Here is a 16,625-nt window from a genome sequence, read left to right on the forward strand (position 1 = left end):
CGTCGCTAAAATGCGTGCCTATCAAGAAGCTATTTCGCTTTTGTACTGGGATTTGCGGACGGGCGCTCCTAAAAAAGGGGTAGACTTGCGGTCCGAGACGATCGGCACCCTGTCATCTGAGCTTTTCGCTTTGTCGACATCAGATGAATTCGGCGGAATACTAACTGGTTTAGAAGCAGAGAAGACCGGATTAGATCCGGTCTTACAGCGTTCCGTTGAAGAATCACGAAAAGAATACGATTTAAGCAAGAAAATTCCACCTGCTGCGTATAAAGAATTCGTCGTGCTGCAGTCGAAAGCAGAATCCGTTTGGGAAACCGCAAAAGCGGAATCCGATTTTGCGATGTTCGAGCCGTATTTGGAAAAGCTGGTAGCAAAAACGAAAGAAATGATCGGCTATTGGGGCGAGAAGAACGGCAGCGCGTATAACACGCTGCTCGATCAATACGAGCCGAGCATGACGACAGAAGTGCTGGATGAAGTTTTCGGCAAACTGCGCCAGCGCATTGGCAGTTTGGTCCAAAAAATTGCCGACTCCGACAACAAGCCGGAAACGGATTTTCTGTACAGCCATTTTCCAAAAGAAGCACAGCGTGAATTCAGCCTGCAGATTTTGCAGCAATTGGGCTATGATTTTGACGCCGGGCGCTTAGATGAAACCGTCCATCCGTTCATGACCAACATCAATCGCCAGGACATCCGCGTGACGACGAAATACGATGAGAACGATTTCCGTTCAGCCGTTTTCGGGACAATCCATGAATGCGGCCACGCGGTCTATGAGCAAAATCTGGGCAGCAAGCTTGCCGGCATGCCGGTTGAAACCGGTGCGTCAATGGGCATTCACGAATCCCAGTCGCTGTTTTTCGAGAATTTCATCGGCCGCAGCGAAAATTTCTGGAACCGCAATTACACGGCCCTTCAGCAGGCTTCACCGCAAGGCTTTGGTAATGTCGAAAAATCGGAATATCTCCGGGCCATCAATGAGGCTAAGCCGTCGCTCATCCGCATCGAAGCGGACGAATTGACCTACGCGCTGCACATCATGGTGCGCTACGAACTTGAAAAAGGGCTCTTTAACGGCGATCTGCAAGTGAAAGATTTGCCGGAATTGTGGAACGCGAAATACGAAGAATACCTCGGCGTTCGCCCTTCGAACGATGCTGAAGGCATTTTGCAGGACGTCCACTGGGCAGGCGCAAGCTTCGGTTATTTCCCATCCTACGCATTGGGCTATATCTACGCAGCGCAATTCAAAAACGCGATGCTGAAGGATCTGCCGAATTTTGACGCTTTGCTTGAAGAAGGCAATGCGGCGCCAATCTTAGAATGGCTGACGGAAAACGTCCACCAGCACGGCGCCATGAAAAAACCGCTGGAAATCCTGGAAGACGCAACAGGCGAAGGCTTGAACGCGGATTACCTAGCCGATTATCTGGAAAAGAAATACACCAGCCTATATAACTTGAGAAGATGAAGTGACTGTAGAGTCGATATTCCGCAAAACAGCTACGCTTGCCGCGGGCGAGCGCCAAGCCTCCTCAGTCGCTTCGAAAACCGGTGCTCCTGCATCGCTTCGCTAGCTTCGTCGCAAATGGTTGGGCAAAAGAAATTTGCCCAACCATTCCTTGCGGGGTCTCGGCTGTCTCGCTTTCCCGCAGGCAAGACATTGGCCGAAGCTCGCGAGGGCAAGTCTTTGCGACGAAGCGCACAGCGCTGCAGGAGCAGTAAGGTTTTCTCCGCTGTTTTACTCCATATCTAAGGACAACAAAAATATGCAGATATTTTTTCAAAAAGTTCTTAGATTAAAGAAATGATTCGATATTAATATTCACCTTTGAATGGAGCGGAGGGCGGCGACTCCAGCGGGCAAAGCCTGTGCTGAAGGCCCCGCAGGAGCGCTAGCGACGAGGAGACTGAAGCCAGGCCCGCGGAAAGCGTCCGCCTGAGAGCGGAATGAAAAGGAATATACAAATCTTCACAATTTAAAAGCATGGACAAGGGCAACCTTTTCCATGCTTTTTTCATTTGCCTTGGCAATTGACCGAAAACAATGATTATAATGAAAGAGGAGGCGATCATATGTTGAAATCATTCAGTTTGGAAGGCAAGACTGCAATTGTGACAGGGGCTGGCAAAGGCATCGGCCGTGCCATCGCGATGGCGGTGGCAGAAGCAGGTGCCAATGTTATGCTAGTGGCGCGGACCGAAGCGGATCTGCGCAGCGTGCAAGAAGAGATCGGCAACGAACGGACTTCGTTTATTGCTGCAGACATCACAGATCGGGACCAGATCCGCAATGCTGTTCAGAAAACGGTGGAAAGATTCGGTGGATTGGATATCCTGGTCAATAACGCAGGCATGAACATCCGCTCCAAATTAGAAGACGCAAGCGATTTGGAATGGCATAAAATTATGGACACCAACGCCCATAGCGTGTTCATGTTTTCACAGGAAGCCGCCAAAGAGATGGCTTCAGGCGCATCAATCATCAATATCAGTTCCGTCGGAGGCGACCGCGCCTTGAAAACGGGCGTCGTCTATGCGGCTTCCAAAGCGGCAATTATCCAGATGACGCGCGTTATGGCAATGGAATGGGGGCCGAAGAATATCCGGGTCAATGCCATCGGCCCGTGGTATTTCCGTACACCGCTGACAGAAAAAATCTTAAGCGATGAAGAGTATTTAAATTCGATTCTTGCAGTGACGCCGATGAAACGCGTCGGAGAGTTGCCGGAAGTCGCTACGCCTGTGGTCTTTCTGGCATCGGACGCAGCGAGCTACATAACCGGGCAAACTTTATTCGTTGACGGCGGCATGTCGATCCACGGTTTTTCCTGATCACTGCTTGGCGAAATCCTTTCCTGGAAACAGGGAAGGATTTTTTTCGTTCCGCTTGAAAAAATGTTATGATATTAGCAGTATTGGAAGGTTTAACAAAGAACATCCGGAAGAAGGGAACAGACTTACATGACACAGGACCACAAAAGCGAATTGATTGAAACAGCGAGGCTCCACCAGATTTTTTTAGCCAATGAAGACACGGAGCGCGCGGCTAAAGCGGAGCTTTTTGCTAAAAAAATACTTAAGAACAATTTCATCATCGGTTTTGCCGGCCATTTTTCTTCAGGCAAATCCTCCATGATCAATGCGCTGACAGGTGAAACGATCTTGCCGTCCAGCCCGATTCCAACCAGCGCTAACATCGTCAACGTACATAAAGCAGAAAAAGACTTCGCAATCGTCAACATGAAAAACGAAAAGCCTGTTTTTTTCCCGGAGAATTATGATTTTGAAGCCGTCAAGGCATTCTGCAAAAGCGGAGATGTCACCCAAATTGACATCGGCCACCACGACTCGGTCCTTCCGGAAGGCATCACTGTCATGGATACCCCAGGCGTCGATTCGACAGACGATGCGCACCGGATGTCCACCGAGTCAGCACTCCACGTCGCGGATATGGTTTTCTACGTTATGGATTACAACCATGTGCAGTCTGAGCTGAATTTCAATTTTACGAAAGAACTCCAAAAGTACACTGAGCTGTACTTGATCGTCAATCAAATCGACAAGCACCAGTCGAATGAGATTCCGTTTACGGATTTTCAGCAAACGGTCCATGATTCGTTTGCGGCGTGGGGCGTTGTGCCAAAAGGCATCTTCTTTACCTCGTTGAAGGATTTTAATTTTCCGGAAAACGATTTTGAAAAAGTGAAAGGCCTGGTTTCTTCGACAATGAACGATTGGAAAGGGCATGTCGGTGAAGCCACCCATTCCGCGCTGCAGCAATTAAAAGATGAACACCTGCAATTCCTGGAAGCCGAACAGATGGAACGGCTGGCTGCCTTTTCTTCGGTGTTGACCGAAGAAGAATGGGAAATGCGCAGTGAGTTGAAGCTGGAAAATGAAAAAGTGGAACGCCGCTTGTCTGTGCTGGATTTTGAAAACTGGAAATCGAAATTCGAGAAAAGCCGCAAAGAACTCGTTGAGAATGCCAATATCATGCCTTATGAGATGCGCAGCGCATTGACGAGTTACATGGAGTCGGTTCAGCCTGGCTTTAAAGTCGGTTTATTGTTCAGCGCCAAAAAAACGCAGGAAGAACGGAATGCAAGGCAACAGGAAGTGGCTGGCCATTTGGACGCGGTCACAGCTTCACAAATCACAAGCCATTTGAAAAAATTGATGAAAAATTCATTGAAAGATGCTGGCCTGCTGACGGACAGCGAATCGATTTCCATCGATGAAACAGAATTTCATGTGCCATTTTCCCTGGTGGATGATGGGATTCCGAAAAATGGTGCCGTAACAGCAGATGCCGTGCTGAATATCGCCAAAAGTATTACGACAGCTGTCCAGCGCTGGTTCATTAAAGAAACCGATAGCTGGAAAAATGAACAAGAAGAAAAGTTCAACGGCTTAACAGACGATGCGAGCACAGAAATGGATATGAAAGCGGAAGGGCTTAGCCAAAAAATGTTGGCGATCGCGACGCTTGAAGAAATGGACGAGCGTATTGCAAAAGTGAAGCGCGCATTCTCAGCGATGCTGCCAAAACAGAAAGAAGCAGCCGAACTGAAAGTTGAAAAGTGGCAGGATGAATTTCATCTTGACGAAGATGAAATGACGGTATTCGATCCTTCAATGCTTGCACCCGATAAAGTGCGTGAAACGGACGAGCGTCCGGAAGAAGAATTGGCTGTCCAGCAATTCGATGAAAACGCAGTGATCAAGCGCGCGGGCCAGACCGCAGCCGTGCTTGGCCAAGTCAAAGGGTTCGTGGAAACTGCGCAATACTTGAAACGCAAAGCAGGAAGGCTTGAAAACCAGGAATTTACGATCGCATTGTTCGGTGCGTTCAGTGCGGGGAAATCTTCTTTTTCCAATGCGTTGATGGGGGAATCGGTGCTGCCGGTTTCGCCGAATCCGACAACCGCTACAATTAACCGGATTCGGCCGGTGACGGCAGAGCATCCACATGAAATGGCGGATGTCCGGCTGAAAACAGTCGCTCAAATGACCGAAGACGTACGAAATTCTTTCCAGGCTTTGGGGATTGCCATCCAGACTTTACCGGAAGCGTATGAAAAATCATCTTCGCTTCCTGCCAGTGATACGACGGAAAAACAAGTCCATCAATCATTCATCAATGCGTTCCGAAATGGCTATACGCAATTTGAAAAAGAGCTTGGCAAGACGCTCCGCGTCAATCGGGAAGAGTTCGGCTTGTATGTGGCCAAAGAGGAACGCAGCTGCTTTGTCGATGAAATCGACTTCTACTACGACTGCGAATTAACTAGGAACGGCGTCACACTAGTAGATACACCGGGAGCAGATTCGATAAATGCCCGCCATACGAATGTGGCATTCGAATACATCCGCAATGCCGACGCGATTTTGTTCATCACGTATTACAACCATGCATTTGCACGGGCGGACCGGGAGTTCCTCATTCAGCTTGGCCGCGTCAAGGATGCTTTTGAGATGGACAAGATGTTTTTCGTTGTCAATGCCATCGATTTGGCAAACAACGAAGAAGAAAAAGAAGCTGTGGTTGATTATGTAAGAGATGAATTGCAGCGCTTCGGCATCCGTTTCCCACGGCTTTATGGTGTATCCAGCCTGCAAGCCCTGCGCGAGCGCGCCAGTTCGGGTATGCCAGAATTCGAAACAGCATTCCAGCATTTCCTGAAAGATGAATTGAAAGGCATGGCCGTGCAGTCTTTGGCGGAAGAAGAACAAAAGGCTGTTGATCGCTTTAAAGGGCTGATCGAACAGACGGAACGGAATTTGATGCGCAAAGACGAGCGCTTGTCGGAACTGAAAAAGCTGGAGCAGCAATTGCGGATATTGTTCAGTGCCTCTGCTTCGGCAATCCTGTCCCGCGAGACGCTACAGGAACTTGACGAATTGCTTTATTACGTCAACCAGCGCGTTTTTTACCGCTTCAACGACTTTTTCAAAGAAGCGTTCAACCCGTCAGCTTTTTCCGGCAAGAGTTCCCAGCAAGCGCTTGACGGCGCATTGGCTGAGATAACCGAGATGGCAGCATTCGATTTTCAGCAGGAGCTGCGGGTTACGAATTTCAGGCTGGCCCAGTTTATCGACAAGAAAATCCTGATGCGTTTCAAGGATGATACTGCAAAGCTGAAAGAACTGAATCCTGACTTTTCTTTCACACCGTATGAGGTAGAAGAAGCACCAGTCGGCGATGTTTCAAAACCGTTCGAACGGGCGGATTACAGCAGCGTTAAAGGGTATTATAAAAACAATAAAGCCTTTTTCGAGAAAAATGAAAAAGAGAAGCTCCGCGATGCATTGCAGTCATTGATGCAGCCGGATGCCCAGAAATACTTGGCAATTGAAAAAGCTCGGCTAGGCGCTTGGGCGGAGCATTTGGTCGACCAGGAAGCAGAAGGGCTGCGCCAGCATATCCTGAGGCAGGCGGTTGACCAGATTGAATCCGAACGGACCTTGCTGCAGCAGCAGGAAATTTTGGACGAATGGAAAAAATCTTTATCCACTCTCTCACGCGAAAGGAAGTAATCGAATGAAAGTTTTTATAGATGTCCAAGGCACGGAAAATTACCGCTGGATCGATGCTCGTTTTGATCTGAAAGATCCTGTATCCGGCAAAAACATGTACGATAAAGGCCATGTCGAAGGGGCGATTTACTGGGATTTAGAAGAGGATTTATCTGATATGACTTCCAATGCCGGCCGCCACCCGATGCCTGGCAAAGAAAAAATTGCAGAGTTGATCCATGCCAGCGGGCTGGATCCGAAAGACCATGTTGTCGTCTACGACCAAGGCGGTGCGCCATTTGCTGCCCGTGCATGGTGGCTGTTGAAATATGCCGGATTTGAAAACGCCTTTATCAGCCGAGTCGGATTTGAAGACTTGCAGAAACAAGGAATCAATGTCTCTACTGAAGTGCCGGTGTTCGATCGCACGGATGTAGCATTGGATTTTGAAGAACCGCTTTACGCAGACCAGGATTACGTCAAGAAAATCATCAGCGGCGATGAGCTTGGCGTCCTAGTAGATGCCCGTTCCGCAGCACGCTATGCCGGGCTTGAAGAGCCGATTGATCCTGTATCGGGCCGCATTCCGGGTGCGCGAAATTTCGACTGGGAGAACTTGGTTGAAAACCGCCAAATTAAAGGGGAAGCCGACTTTAGCGAAGTGCTGCAAAAACACGAACCCGCGGTTATTTATTGCGGAAGCGGTGTTTCAGCAGCCGTTTTATACGCTAAATTAGCGGAACAGGGGCACGATTCACTCAAACTCTACACAGGCAGTTTCTCGGACTGGATCACCGATGAAGCGAACGTCGTGGAATTTGACCGCGAAGAACACCCGAAAGCAGCCGATGATGAAACAAAAGCATTGCTTGCACGCCTGATCGACGAAGGTTATTCAGGTGAAATGCTCATGAAGAAATTCGAATATGAGAAATCATTGTTAAACGGAAAATAAACAAAACCCCCGCTTTTTTCAAAGTGGGGGTTTTGTCTATTCTTTTTCTGCAGTTTCAATCTCAGCTGGCTCTGGTGTTTCTTTGCGCGTCAGCTGGACGGTGATGATCTGGTGGTTTTCCATTTCGATGACGGTAATCGTATGTGCCGGCAAATCGATTGATTCACCTTCGTTGATTTCCGTGTTCTTCATTTGGACCCATCCGCCGATCGTATCGACGTCTTCGCTGTCATCAAAAGAAATGGCAAAGCGGTCTTCAAGGTCGGAAAGCAGCACGCGGCCGCTTAATAAATAATTATGGGCATCAAGCGCTTTGATTTCATCCGCTTCGTCCTCGTCGAATTCATCGCGGATTTCACCGACAATTTCTTCAAGGATATCTTCCATCGTTATGACACCGGCCGTGCCGCCGTATTCGTCAATGACAATCGCCATATGAACTTGTTGCCGCTGCATCGTCAGCAATACGTTTTGAATCGGAGAACCTTCTACCACAAAAGGAATGTCATGAACATTGACACTTTCTTTTAAATTATTGTTCATTGAAAAGGTGGTGAGCATTTCCTTGATGTTGACAAAACCGATAATATCGTCCTTGTCGCCATTTTCGGTTACAGGATACCGGGTATATTGATGTTCACGGACGATTTCCATTAAATCGTTATGATCCATTTCAAGCGAAATCGTTTCCATTTGCGTCCGCGGAATCATGACATCTTTAGCCTGGCGTTCATCGAAAGAAAAGATGTTCTGCATATACGACAATTCAGTCTGGTTGATCTCTCCGCTTTGATAGCTCTGGTTCATGATGATTTTCAATTCTTCTTCCGAATGTGCTTGTTCATGGCCAGCAGGCTCAACGCCGAATAAGCGAAGCAGCAAGCGGGCGGAACCATTCATCAGCCAGATGGCCGGATTCATGATCTTGCCGAAAATGATCAATGGACGCGAAAAGAACAAAGCCATTTTTTCGGAATACTGAATTGCCAAAGTTTTAGGCGCAAGTTCGCCCAGTACAACATGCAAAAACGTGATACCGGTGAAAGCGATGGCAAATGATAGTACTGATGCCGTCGGTTCGCCAATTCCGTAGTTCTCGAACACCGGGTGCAGAATGCGTTCAACAGTCGGTTCACCAAGCCACCCTAGCCCGAGAGCGGTGACGGTGATGCCTAATTGGCACGCAGACAAATAATAATCCAGGTGTTCTGAAATTTTCTTTGTCAACACTGCGTTTTTATTGCCTTCCATGATCAATTGGTCGATCCGCGATTGCCTGACCCGAATCATTGAAAACTCCGATCCGACGAATAACGCGGTTAAAGCAATTAATATGGCCACCAAAAACAAATTTAAAATAAGTATACTGTCCAATTGTTCCCTCCGGCTAGGAGGGTTCACCTCAGCTTTCTAAAATATGGACTTAATTATAGCATATTTTACTTCTATTTTGTTGCACTGGCAAATTGCCTCAACTTTTGAGCAATTTAAAATCAATCTTGTTGAATACATAGGGTTTTGGATTTATGATTAAGAGTAGAAAAGGAGTGACATCATGAAAACCTTATGGCATGGAGGCATTATTTATACAATGGCGTCGGAAGGCGAAACCGTTGAAGCGGTTCTCGTTTCGGGCGGTAAAATAGAGCAGGTAGGTTCATATAATGAATTGAAAGAGCGAGCAGATGAGGAAATCGATTTGCAGGGGAAAGTCCTTTATCCAGGTTTTGTCGATAGCCATATGCATATGATCGGCCACGGCGAAAAACTGCTGCGGGTGGATTTGTCCAAAATCGAATCAGCAGAAGAAATGAAAGCGGAATTGATCCGCTCGACAAAAAACCTCTCAGTAGACGAATGGTTTATCGGGGAAGGCTGGAACGAAAACAATTTCGCTGACCGCAAAATTTTCCATTGCGACGAATTGGATGAGATTTCTGCATCACCGATGCTGCTGAAGCGCGTTTGCCGCCATGCCATTTTGGCGAATTCAAGTGCGCTTAAATTGGCGGGCATCACAAAAGACACGCCGGATCCGGAAGGCGGCGTCATCGTCCGCGACAATGACGGCGAGCCGACCGGTTATTTACTGGATGCTGCGCAAGACCTTGTTTCAAGCCAAGTGCCGGAAGTGAGCGTCGACTATCTGACGACTGCCCTGAAAACGTCTGTGGAAGATTTGCTGTCGCTCGGGTTGACAGGTGCCCACACGGAAGATATGGGCTATTACGGTGATTTTAACCGGCCGTTGCAGGCGTTCAAAAACGTTATCGGCGGACCCTTGAAATTCCGGGCTCATCTGCTGCGGGCCCATAGCGTGTTTGAAAACATGATGGAAACCGCTGAATACAATGAACCCTTTATTGACCCGGGCGCAATGAAAATATTTGCGGACGGCTCAATCGGCGGTAAAACGGCGTTGCTCAGCAAACCGTATAACGACGACCCGGCAACAAGCGGTGTGGCGATGCACAGCGACGATGAGTTGAAACGCCTCGTCGGGATGGCGCGCAAGCACGGTGAAGCGGTTGCTGTCCACGTGATCGGCGACTTGGGAATGGAAAAAGCGCTTGACGCGATCGAAGCCCATCCTGTTCCGGCAGGGAAAAGGGACCGGCTGATCCATGCAATGGTTGTGCGGGAGGATTTGGTCGAACGCATGCAAAAACTGGACGTTGCGTTGGACATTCAGCCAAGCTTTGTGACTTCGGATTTCCCATGGGTCGTTGAACGGCTTGGCGTCGAGCGCATCAATTGGGCCTACGCCTGGAAGAGCCTGCTCGATAAGGGGCTGATTTCAGCTGGCGGCTCGGATGCGCCAATCGAAGAAGTCGATCCGCTGCTTGGCATTTACGCAGCGGTAGCGAGAAGAAAGCCGTACGAAACACACGAAGGCTATATGGCACACGAAAAGCTCAGCCGCTTCGAAGCGATTCAATTGTATACAAGCGGCAGTGCAGCGGCAATCTGCAAAGAGCATGAACGCGGCCGGATCCTGGTTGGTTTTGACGCAGATTTCACCGTGCTGGATCGGGATTTGTTTGCAGGAGAACCGGAACAAATCGTTGAAGCGCAAGTGGAGATGACAGTCGTTGCGGGTGAAGTGATGTTTGCCAAGAAAGCGAAAGCAAAGCAGAAAGAGGGGATGGTTTGATGCCAGTGACACCAACAGCGATCCTCGACAGTTTGGCAGCAGCCGAAAAGTCAGGTGTCGATATGGGGAGCCCGAAAGCGGTTGTAGATTTTATGCTTGCACAAGGCGAACGCCAATCGATCTTGTATTTCTATAAGCCGAATAGTGTCGAATTCGATTTTGATAAATTTGAAGGCATTGTGAAAGAAATGCGCACGCGCAAAGAGCAATAAAGGATTCTGATTTCAGTGAACCTATGATGAAAAAATAAGGGCAGTCCGTGAAAGTCATTTTAAGACTTTCACGGACTGCCCTTTATGTTTGCGGAATGTTATTTGCCGCCCAATATATTGAACAAGCCCCCGGCGATGCTGCCTTCACCTTGTGAGCTGCCGGCGGGGTTTTGGGGTGCGGCCGCAAAGACGCGGCTCGCCAGACGGCTGAAAGGCATCGATTGGATCCAAACACTTCCAGGTCCACGCAGTGTAGCAAAGAACAAGCCCTCGCCGCCGAATAAAGCGGTCTTGATGCCTGCGACCCGTTCGATATTGTAATCCACATCAGCTGTCATGGCAACGAGGCAGCCGGTATCGACTCTAAGGACTTCGCCTTTTTGAAGATTTTTTCGGATCAGCGTTCCGCCGGCATGGACAAAAGCTAAGCCATCGCCTTCGATTTTTTGCATGATAAAGCCCTCGCCGCCAAAAAAGCCGGCTCCGAGTTTTTGCTGCAATTCAATGCCGATGGAAACGCCTTTGGCTGCAGCTAAAAAAGAATCTTTTTGGCAAATGATTTTGCCGCCGAGCGTGCTCAAGTCCATGGCGATAATTTTACCGGGATAAGGAGCGGCAAACGAAACATGGCGTTTGCCCGTTCCGTTGTTCGTAAAAGCAGTCATAAATAAACTTTCACCCGTCAGTACACGCTTGCCGGCACCCATCAGCTTGCCCATGAGGCCGGAGCCGCCTGAACTCTTAGAACCGTCGCCGAAAATGGTTTCCATCGTGATGCCGTCTTCCATCATCATCAATGCACCAGCTTCCGCAATCACTGTCTCTGCTGGATCTAGCTCGACTTCAACGAATTGCATATCGTCACCGTGTAATTTAAAATCGATTTCATGATTATTCAAGTAAGTTCCTCCTCAAGATTCTATTTTTCCATACTGCTTATACGGTCTATATAAGCTAAAGGTTTCGCCAAATTTCATCAAACTCCTGCAATGAACCGTTCGTTAAAGAGGCGCTCTTCCGGTAGCCAGCGAAATGTGCTAAAATTTAGACAAACCGTTTAGGGATGGGGATATATTATGGAGATGGCGTTATCATTATTAATTATCGCGGTGGCGATTTTCGCTGGCTATTCATTGAAGAAATTTTACGACAAGCCGTATATCGTGAATTTCGCTTTAGCGGCCATGCTGCTGCTGATTGTTCTTCGGACAGTGCTCCTGCAGCCAATCAATACACTGGGCTGGGCTGCAATCATCATTTGTTCTATTGCATTCGTTTTCCAGGCAGTTCTTGGCGTAAAGAGTTTGAAAGCCAAGCCACACGTACAAGCATAGAAAAGACGGCCCTCTCTGTAATGAGAAAGGGCCGTCTTTTAGGTTAAAGCTGGCTTAGGGCTTCTTCAATCAAAACATCTCCTGATATTATTTCGAAGGTTTTATTAAACACATGGACATTGTCGAGTGAATAGAAAAGGACGCCGGCAACATCTTCGCGCGGTATCGGACCGGATTCCAGGCTTTCTCTCGCCTCGATCCGGCCAGTTCCCGGATCATTTGTCAACAGCCCCGGCCGGATAATCGTGTAGTTCAATCCGCTCGCCCGGAGAATGTTATCTGCATGGTGTTTAGCGACATAATAAGGGGCAATTTCGTCTCCCCATGATTCGCGTTTGTCAGCGTGGATGGCGCTGACCATTAAAAAGCGGTCAGTTCCGGTTTGTTCGGCGGCTTCGATTGATTTGGCGGCACCATCCAAGTCGATCAGCAGCGTCTTGTCCGCGCCGGTATCACCGCCGCTGCCTGCAGCAAATACAGCAGCATCGCAGCCCTGCATTGCTTGTGCGATGTCATCTACGCTGTCTTCGAGCGACGCTAAAACCGATTGGACTCCAAGGCTATTGAAAAAGCTGATTTGGTGCTGCCTTCGGATCATGGCGATTGGCGTATGAGCGCTGCTGTCAGCCAGCAGTTTGACGAGATGCCTGCCAATTTGGCCATTTGCTCCTATCACTAATACTTTCATCTGTATCTGAACCTCCTCGCTGAATATCTTTTTACTGATATACCCTTCATGGAAGGGAGTAAGCGAACGAATCAAGGGTTTTCGAAATAATAAAAAAATTTCTGCACAAGCTGCGGCACTTTAGTATAATATAACTAATCTACTTTTTTTCAATTTAACGTTTTAGGAGGAATTTTATGGAACCACGCCGTATACGAAAATCAGACAAAACAACGAACGAACTCCATTCATCAGGGCTTTCATTGGGTGTAGCGCAAATGGATGTAAAAAAGCTTGATCGAAAACCAAGTGTCATCTGGGACTTCTTAACCCAATCGTTTTTATTTTTGCTAGGGGGAGTCATCCTCTGCGCATTGCTTTATGGACTCATTTATTTTACATAATGGAAGTTAAGGGAGGAGCCGCGATATGATCATTTACCCAGCATTATCCAAGCAATCGATTGGAGTGACGGCGCCATCATCCGGCGTTGCTCCAGAAATCCACAATACGCTGAAACAAGCAATCAAGCGGCAAGAACAAAGGGGCTTCCAAGTCACAGTCGGTGAAACTGCTTGGACGCAAGCATTGGCCAAATCGGCTCCGGCAGAAGCAAGAGCCGCCGAGTTGATGGAAATGTTAAGCGATTCTTCTATAGACATCGTCATGCCGCCATGGGGAGGGGAATTATTGATTGAAATCCTGGAATTCATGGATTTTCAAAAAATCCCCGCAAAATGGGTTGTGGGCTATTCGGACATCAGCGTATTGTTACTGGCAATGACGTTGAAAACGGGTATTGCGACGGCGCATGGCTTGAATTTCGTGGACTTGAGAGGGCCGGAAACGGATGCTGTCAGCGCGAAATGGCTCGAAGTGCTTCAAACGGCTGCAGGTGAAAGCATCGAGCAGGAGGCGTCCCAAAAATTCCAGCTGAGCTGGGACCATGAAAATCCATCGCCTGTCGTTTTTCATCTGACCGAAGAAACCCAGTGGAAAACGGTGTCTGGTGAAACTGAACATATGGAAGGGCGGTTGCTCGGAGGCTGCATCGATGTGATTCGCCATCTAATCGGCACTCCCTACGGTGATGTCGACGCTTTCCGCAAGGAGCACATTCCGGGAGAGCCAGTCATCTGGTACTTGGAGAATTGTGAAATGAATATTGCCGACATGAAACGATCGCTGATGCAAATGAAATATGCAGGCTGGTTTTATGGCATATCCGGCATCGTTTTCGGCAGAAGCCCGGCCAATGAGCCGGTCAATGGCTACACTGCTGAAAAAATGTACGCCGATCTTTCGGAAGAATTGGGAGTTCCGATCATCTACGATATCGATTGCGGCCATGTACCGCCTCAGCTTACGTTCGTCAATGGAGCACACGCAGTAATTGAAGCGGGCGGCGGAACCGGAAAAATGTTGATGCAATTTTCATGATAAAGGAGCGATGTCCATGGAAATCCGGAAATTGACTACCGCTGATGCGATGGACTACAGGGCTCTTCGCCTGGAAGCATTGGCGAACGACGGAGATGCATTCGGGGCTTCGCTGGAAGATGCCCAGCGTGCACCGCTGTCAAAGACAGCTGACCGGCTGGCAGGGACAGATGCGATGACATTCGGCGCTTTTCTGGAAGGTAAACTGGTAGGCAATGTGACACTGGCGCGTGACACAGGAACAAAACTGCGGCACCGGGCATCGGTCTACGCCGTATACGTGACAGCGTCCGCAAGAGGAAGAGGCATTGCGAATCGATTGATGCAAGAACTCATTGAGGCCGCTGGCGCCATCGAAGAAATCGAACAATTGTATCTGGCGGTGTCCAGTGGAAATACTGCTGCTTTGAAACTCTATAAAAATTTGGGTTTTGAAAAATACGGAATCGATGTGCGGGCGATGAAAATCGGCGGCCGCTATGTCGATGAAGAGCTGATGGTTAAATTCCTATGAAAAAAGCGCCCAAAAGGCGCTTTTATTCATTGCTGAGCCTATATAATTTGTCGTCGCCTTCGATCGGTGTTCCACGTCCATCCGTGTTGTTGGAGATGAAATAAATATTTGTCCCGTCCGAGTAAACATCGCGGACCCGGCCGAACCCTTCGATGGAGTCGGTGACTTCGCCCGTTTCCAGATCCATGACCTTCACAGCAGTGCCGCGGAGTGCCGCAATATAAAGCAGGCCATCCTGAATGGCCAGCCCGCTCGGTGCCCAAGTGTCATTGGAGCCCGTCGTATAATAAGGAGTGACGAGGCCGTCCTCGGCTTCTTCGCCTTCGATGAGCGGCCACCCGTAATTATCGCCTTCATTGATGATATTGATTTCGTCATTTGCAGATTGGCCGTGCTCAGAAGCGTACATATCATTGCCGTTCCAGGCAATGCCTTGAGGATTCCGGTGGCCGCTGGAATAAATGATAAATTCATCGTTGTCATTCAACTTCAGGATCTTGCCATTGACTGAACCCATATCCTGGGCAAGATCGGGTTCAGATGAATCCCCGATGGTTGCATAGAGGGCACCTCCTTCATCAAGTTCCAGCCTGCCTCCGTGGTGGACATTCCCCGTCGGGATCCCTTCAATCAAGACATCGGTTTCTTGCCAAGCATCACCCTCGAGCTGGAAGCGTGCAATCTTATTGAAAGACTGGCCATCCCGTTCGTAAACATAATAGCCGTAAGCTTTGCCGCTTTCTTCAAAATCCTTTGCCAGAACGAATCCGAGGAAGCCAGCTTCAGCTGCATTTGACAACGGATCGGAGAAATTTACTTGCTGGTGCGCCACAACGCCTTCCGCATTTACATGTGCGACAGTGCCAGGGCGTTCCGAAATGTAAAATTCATCGTTGATTTTATTGATCGACCAAGGGGAATCCAATCCTTGTGCAATCGCCTCCGTAGGGGCAGTCGCGTTCTCGGGATTGGCAGGAGCGTCATTGCATGCCGCAAGAAGCGCAACGGATAGAAAAGGCAAAATGTATTTCTTCATTACAAAAACCTCCTTTTTTCCATCATAAGGGAAGAGCATTTGAAAAGGTACTGATATGGGAGTCTTGAAAGCAACACCAGAAAACGAAAAAAAACCGTCATTTCGACGGTTTTTTCCTGTTTTGCATTATTTCCGCAATCACAAGGCCGATTGTCACGGCCAGCAAGATATTGATCATCGCTGGATTCAGGTATTGGTCGCGGAAAATGAAGGCGACTGTCAGTACATAAAATGCAGCTTGTGTGATTTTTGCATATAGCGGTATGCTGTCTTTCGGATAACGCACCCTGACGAGCTGAAACACCAAAAACGATAACAGCAGAGCCAGGAAATGCGGCCAGTATAGATGGTCAACCAAATTATTGACCACCAAGTAAATCACGATAGGGATAATATAAAATAAAACCGAATGCAATGGAATCACCTTTTCAAACTATTTTTTCGGGTTGCGCTGCTGGCGCGATGAAAGCGCCAAGTACAGATTATAAATAGAAAATGCGATTGCAAGTGAGATTATGATGATGGAAATTACCGGGTACACCGAAACGCCGCGCTCCATAATTTCAATGATGCGGGTGTAAAGAATCCAAGGTCCGATTACCAAAATGAAAATATCGAGTACAATTCCAATTTTTGATCTCATAATTTTCCCCCATTTAATTCAACTGCTTCAAGTTTACCAGACTTTCCAGAAAGCGTCTGCCAAAAACTAGTTCTCCATCAAGTTAACTTGATAAAGAGAGGAAAGGCGCAATTCTAAAAACAATTCCATTGAAAATAATGCTCTA

16 protein-coding genes are annotated in these 16,625 nt (G+C 48.2%); 10 read left to right on the forward strand and 6 right to left on the reverse strand.

Annotated features, from left to right (window positions below; genetic code table 11):
- The first annotated feature begins 10 nt into the window (after positions 1-10).
- From QMA09_RS12040 to QMA09_RS12055, 4 genes are all read left to right on the forward strand, one after another.
- A complete protein-coding gene (locus QMA09_RS12040) occupies positions 11-1,477 on the forward strand; it encodes a carboxypeptidase M32 (RefSeq protein WP_483313557.1) in 1,467 nt (488 codons plus the stop codon).
- A gap of 605 nt (positions 1,478-2,082) precedes the next feature.
- Positions 2,083-2,841, forward strand: a complete 759-nt coding sequence (locus QMA09_RS12045) for an SDR family NAD(P)-dependent oxidoreductase (RefSeq protein ID WP_290213294.1) — start codon at positions 2,083-2,085, stop codon at positions 2,839-2,841.
- A 129-nt stretch (positions 2,842-2,970) separates the two neighbouring features.
- Positions 2,971-6,546, forward strand: coding sequence for a dynamin family protein (locus QMA09_RS12050; RefSeq protein ID WP_290213295.1), 3,576 nt, complete (start codon positions 2,971-2,973; stop codon positions 6,544-6,546).
- Between the two features lie 4 nt (positions 6,547-6,550).
- Positions 6,551-7,480 (forward strand): sulfurtransferase, encoded by a 930-nt coding sequence (locus QMA09_RS12055; RefSeq protein ID WP_290213296.1) that lies wholly within the window; start codon positions 6,551-6,553, stop codon positions 7,478-7,480.
- Between the two features lie 36 nt (positions 7,481-7,516).
- On the opposite strand, the gene QMA09_RS12060 is transcribed toward QMA09_RS12055, so the two are convergent.
- Positions 7,517-8,854, reverse strand: a complete 1,338-nt coding sequence (locus tag QMA09_RS12060; RefSeq protein ID WP_135505484.1) for a hemolysin family protein — start codon at positions 8,852-8,854, stop codon at positions 7,517-7,519.
- Positions 8,855-9,035: 181 nt separating this feature from the next.
- On the opposite strand from QMA09_RS12060, the gene QMA09_RS12065 reads away from it, so the two are divergent.
- Both QMA09_RS12065 and QMA09_RS12070 read left to right on the forward strand, forming a co-directional pair.
- Complete coding sequence (locus QMA09_RS12065; RefSeq protein ID WP_290213297.1) at positions 9,036-10,634, forward strand: amidohydrolase; 1,599 nt, start codon at positions 9,036-9,038, stop codon at positions 10,632-10,634.
- Complete coding sequence (locus QMA09_RS12070) at positions 10,634-10,846, forward strand: hypothetical protein (RefSeq protein ID WP_135505488.1); 213 nt, start codon at positions 10,634-10,636, stop codon at positions 10,844-10,846. The genes QMA09_RS12065 and QMA09_RS12070 overlap by 1 nt, the downstream gene beginning before the upstream one ends.
- A gap of 98 nt (positions 10,847-10,944) precedes the next feature.
- Here the strand turns inward: QMA09_RS12070 and QMA09_RS12075 are convergent, their stop codons facing one another.
- A complete protein-coding gene (locus QMA09_RS12075) occupies positions 10,945-11,745 on the reverse strand; it encodes a TIGR00266 family protein (protein WP_135505490.1) in 801 nt (266 codons plus the stop codon).
- Positions 11,746-11,922: 177 nt separating this feature from the next.
- Here QMA09_RS12075 and QMA09_RS12080 point away from each other — a divergent pair, with 177 nt between their 5' ends.
- Positions 11,923-12,180, forward strand: a complete 258-nt coding sequence (locus QMA09_RS12080; RefSeq protein ID WP_135505492.1) for a hypothetical protein — start codon at positions 11,923-11,925, stop codon at positions 12,178-12,180.
- 43 nt (positions 12,181-12,223) lie between these two features.
- Here QMA09_RS12080 and QMA09_RS12085 read toward each other — a convergent pair whose 3' ends face one another.
- Positions 12,224-12,868 (reverse strand): SDR family oxidoreductase, encoded by a 645-nt coding sequence (locus QMA09_RS12085; RefSeq protein ID WP_290213298.1) that lies wholly within the window; start codon positions 12,866-12,868, stop codon positions 12,224-12,226.
- A gap of 176 nt (positions 12,869-13,044) precedes the next feature.
- On the opposite strand from QMA09_RS12085, the gene QMA09_RS12090 reads away from it, so the two are divergent.
- From QMA09_RS12090 to QMA09_RS12100, 3 genes are read left to right on the forward strand one after another with little or no spacing between them, the layout of a single operon-like run.
- Positions 13,045-13,251, forward strand: coding sequence for a hypothetical protein (locus QMA09_RS12090; protein ID WP_135505497.1), 207 nt, complete (start codon positions 13,045-13,047; stop codon positions 13,249-13,251).
- A gap of 25 nt (positions 13,252-13,276) precedes the next feature.
- Positions 13,277-14,287 (forward strand): S66 family peptidase, encoded by a 1,011-nt coding sequence (locus tag QMA09_RS12095; protein ID WP_290213299.1) that lies wholly within the window; start codon positions 13,277-13,279, stop codon positions 14,285-14,287.
- 16 nt (positions 14,288-14,303) lie between these two features.
- Positions 14,304-14,801, forward strand: a complete 498-nt coding sequence (locus QMA09_RS12100; RefSeq protein WP_290213300.1) for a GNAT family N-acetyltransferase — start codon at positions 14,304-14,306, stop codon at positions 14,799-14,801.
- Between the two features lie 22 nt (positions 14,802-14,823).
- Here the strand turns inward: QMA09_RS12100 and QMA09_RS12105 are convergent, their stop codons facing one another.
- The 3 genes from QMA09_RS12105 to QMA09_RS12115 all read right to left on the reverse strand — a co-directional run bounded on the left by QMA09_RS12105 (position 14,824) and on the right by QMA09_RS12115 (position 16,480).
- On the reverse strand, positions 14,824-15,837 hold the full coding sequence (locus tag QMA09_RS12105; protein ID WP_290213301.1) for a PQQ-dependent sugar dehydrogenase: 1,014 nt from the start codon (positions 15,835-15,837) through the stop codon (positions 14,824-14,826).
- Positions 15,838-15,934: 97 nt separating this feature from the next.
- Positions 15,935-16,252 (reverse strand): hypothetical protein, encoded by a 318-nt coding sequence (locus QMA09_RS12110; RefSeq protein ID WP_290213302.1) that lies wholly within the window; start codon positions 16,250-16,252, stop codon positions 15,935-15,937.
- Between the two features lie 18 nt (positions 16,253-16,270).
- Positions 16,271-16,480, reverse strand: a complete 210-nt coding sequence (locus QMA09_RS12115; protein WP_135501301.1) for a hypothetical protein — start codon at positions 16,478-16,480, stop codon at positions 16,271-16,273.
- Between the last annotated feature and the right edge of the window lie 145 nt (positions 16,481-16,625).

This window comes from Planococcus sp. APC 3906, from assembly GCF_030407685.1.
In the GTDB taxonomy this organism is placed as follows: domain Bacteria; phylum Bacillota; class Bacilli; order Bacillales_A; family Planococcaceae; genus Planococcus; species Planococcus koreensis.

What these genes read in the sequence shown, in the direction of transcription:
- QMA09_RS12040 (WP_483313557.1), top strand. Translation starts at nt 11, where the DNA reads ATGCGTGCCTATCAAGAAGCTATTTCGCTTTTGTACTGGGATTTGCGG.
- QMA09_RS12045 (WP_290213294.1), top strand. Translation starts at nt 2,083, where the DNA reads ATGTTGAAATCATTCAGTTTGGAAGGCAAGACTGCAATTGTGACAGGG.
- QMA09_RS12050 (WP_290213295.1), top strand. Translation starts at nt 2,971, where the DNA reads ATGACACAGGACCACAAAAGCGAATTGATTGAAACAGCGAGGCTCCAC.
- QMA09_RS12055 (WP_290213296.1), top strand. Translation starts at nt 6,551, where the DNA reads ATGAAAGTTTTTATAGATGTCCAAGGCACGGAAAATTACCGCTGGATC.
- QMA09_RS12065 (WP_290213297.1), top strand. Translation starts at nt 9,036, where the DNA reads ATGAAAACCTTATGGCATGGAGGCATTATTTATACAATGGCGTCGGAA.
- QMA09_RS12070 (WP_135505488.1), top strand. Translation starts at nt 10,634, where the DNA reads ATGCCAGTGACACCAACAGCGATCCTCGACAGTTTGGCAGCAGCCGAA.
- QMA09_RS12080 (WP_135505492.1), top strand. Translation starts at nt 11,923, where the DNA reads ATGGAGATGGCGTTATCATTATTAATTATCGCGGTGGCGATTTTCGCT.
- QMA09_RS12085 (WP_290213298.1), bottom strand. Translation starts at nt 12,868, where the DNA reads ATGAAAGTATTAGTGATAGGAGCAAATGGCCAAATTGGCAGGCATCTC.
- QMA09_RS12090 (WP_135505497.1), top strand. Translation starts at nt 13,045, where the DNA reads ATGGAACCACGCCGTATACGAAAATCAGACAAAACAACGAACGAACTC.
- QMA09_RS12095 (WP_290213299.1), top strand. Translation starts at nt 13,277, where the DNA reads ATGATCATTTACCCAGCATTATCCAAGCAATCGATTGGAGTGACGGCG.
- QMA09_RS12100 (WP_290213300.1), top strand. Translation starts at nt 14,304, where the DNA reads ATGGAAATCCGGAAATTGACTACCGCTGATGCGATGGACTACAGGGCT.
- QMA09_RS12105 (WP_290213301.1), bottom strand. Translation starts at nt 15,837, where the DNA reads ATGAAGAAATACATTTTGCCTTTTCTATCCGTTGCGCTTCTTGCGGCA.
- QMA09_RS12115 (WP_135501301.1), bottom strand. Translation starts at nt 16,480, where the DNA reads ATGAGATCAAAAATTGGAATTGTACTCGATATTTTCATTTTGGTAATC.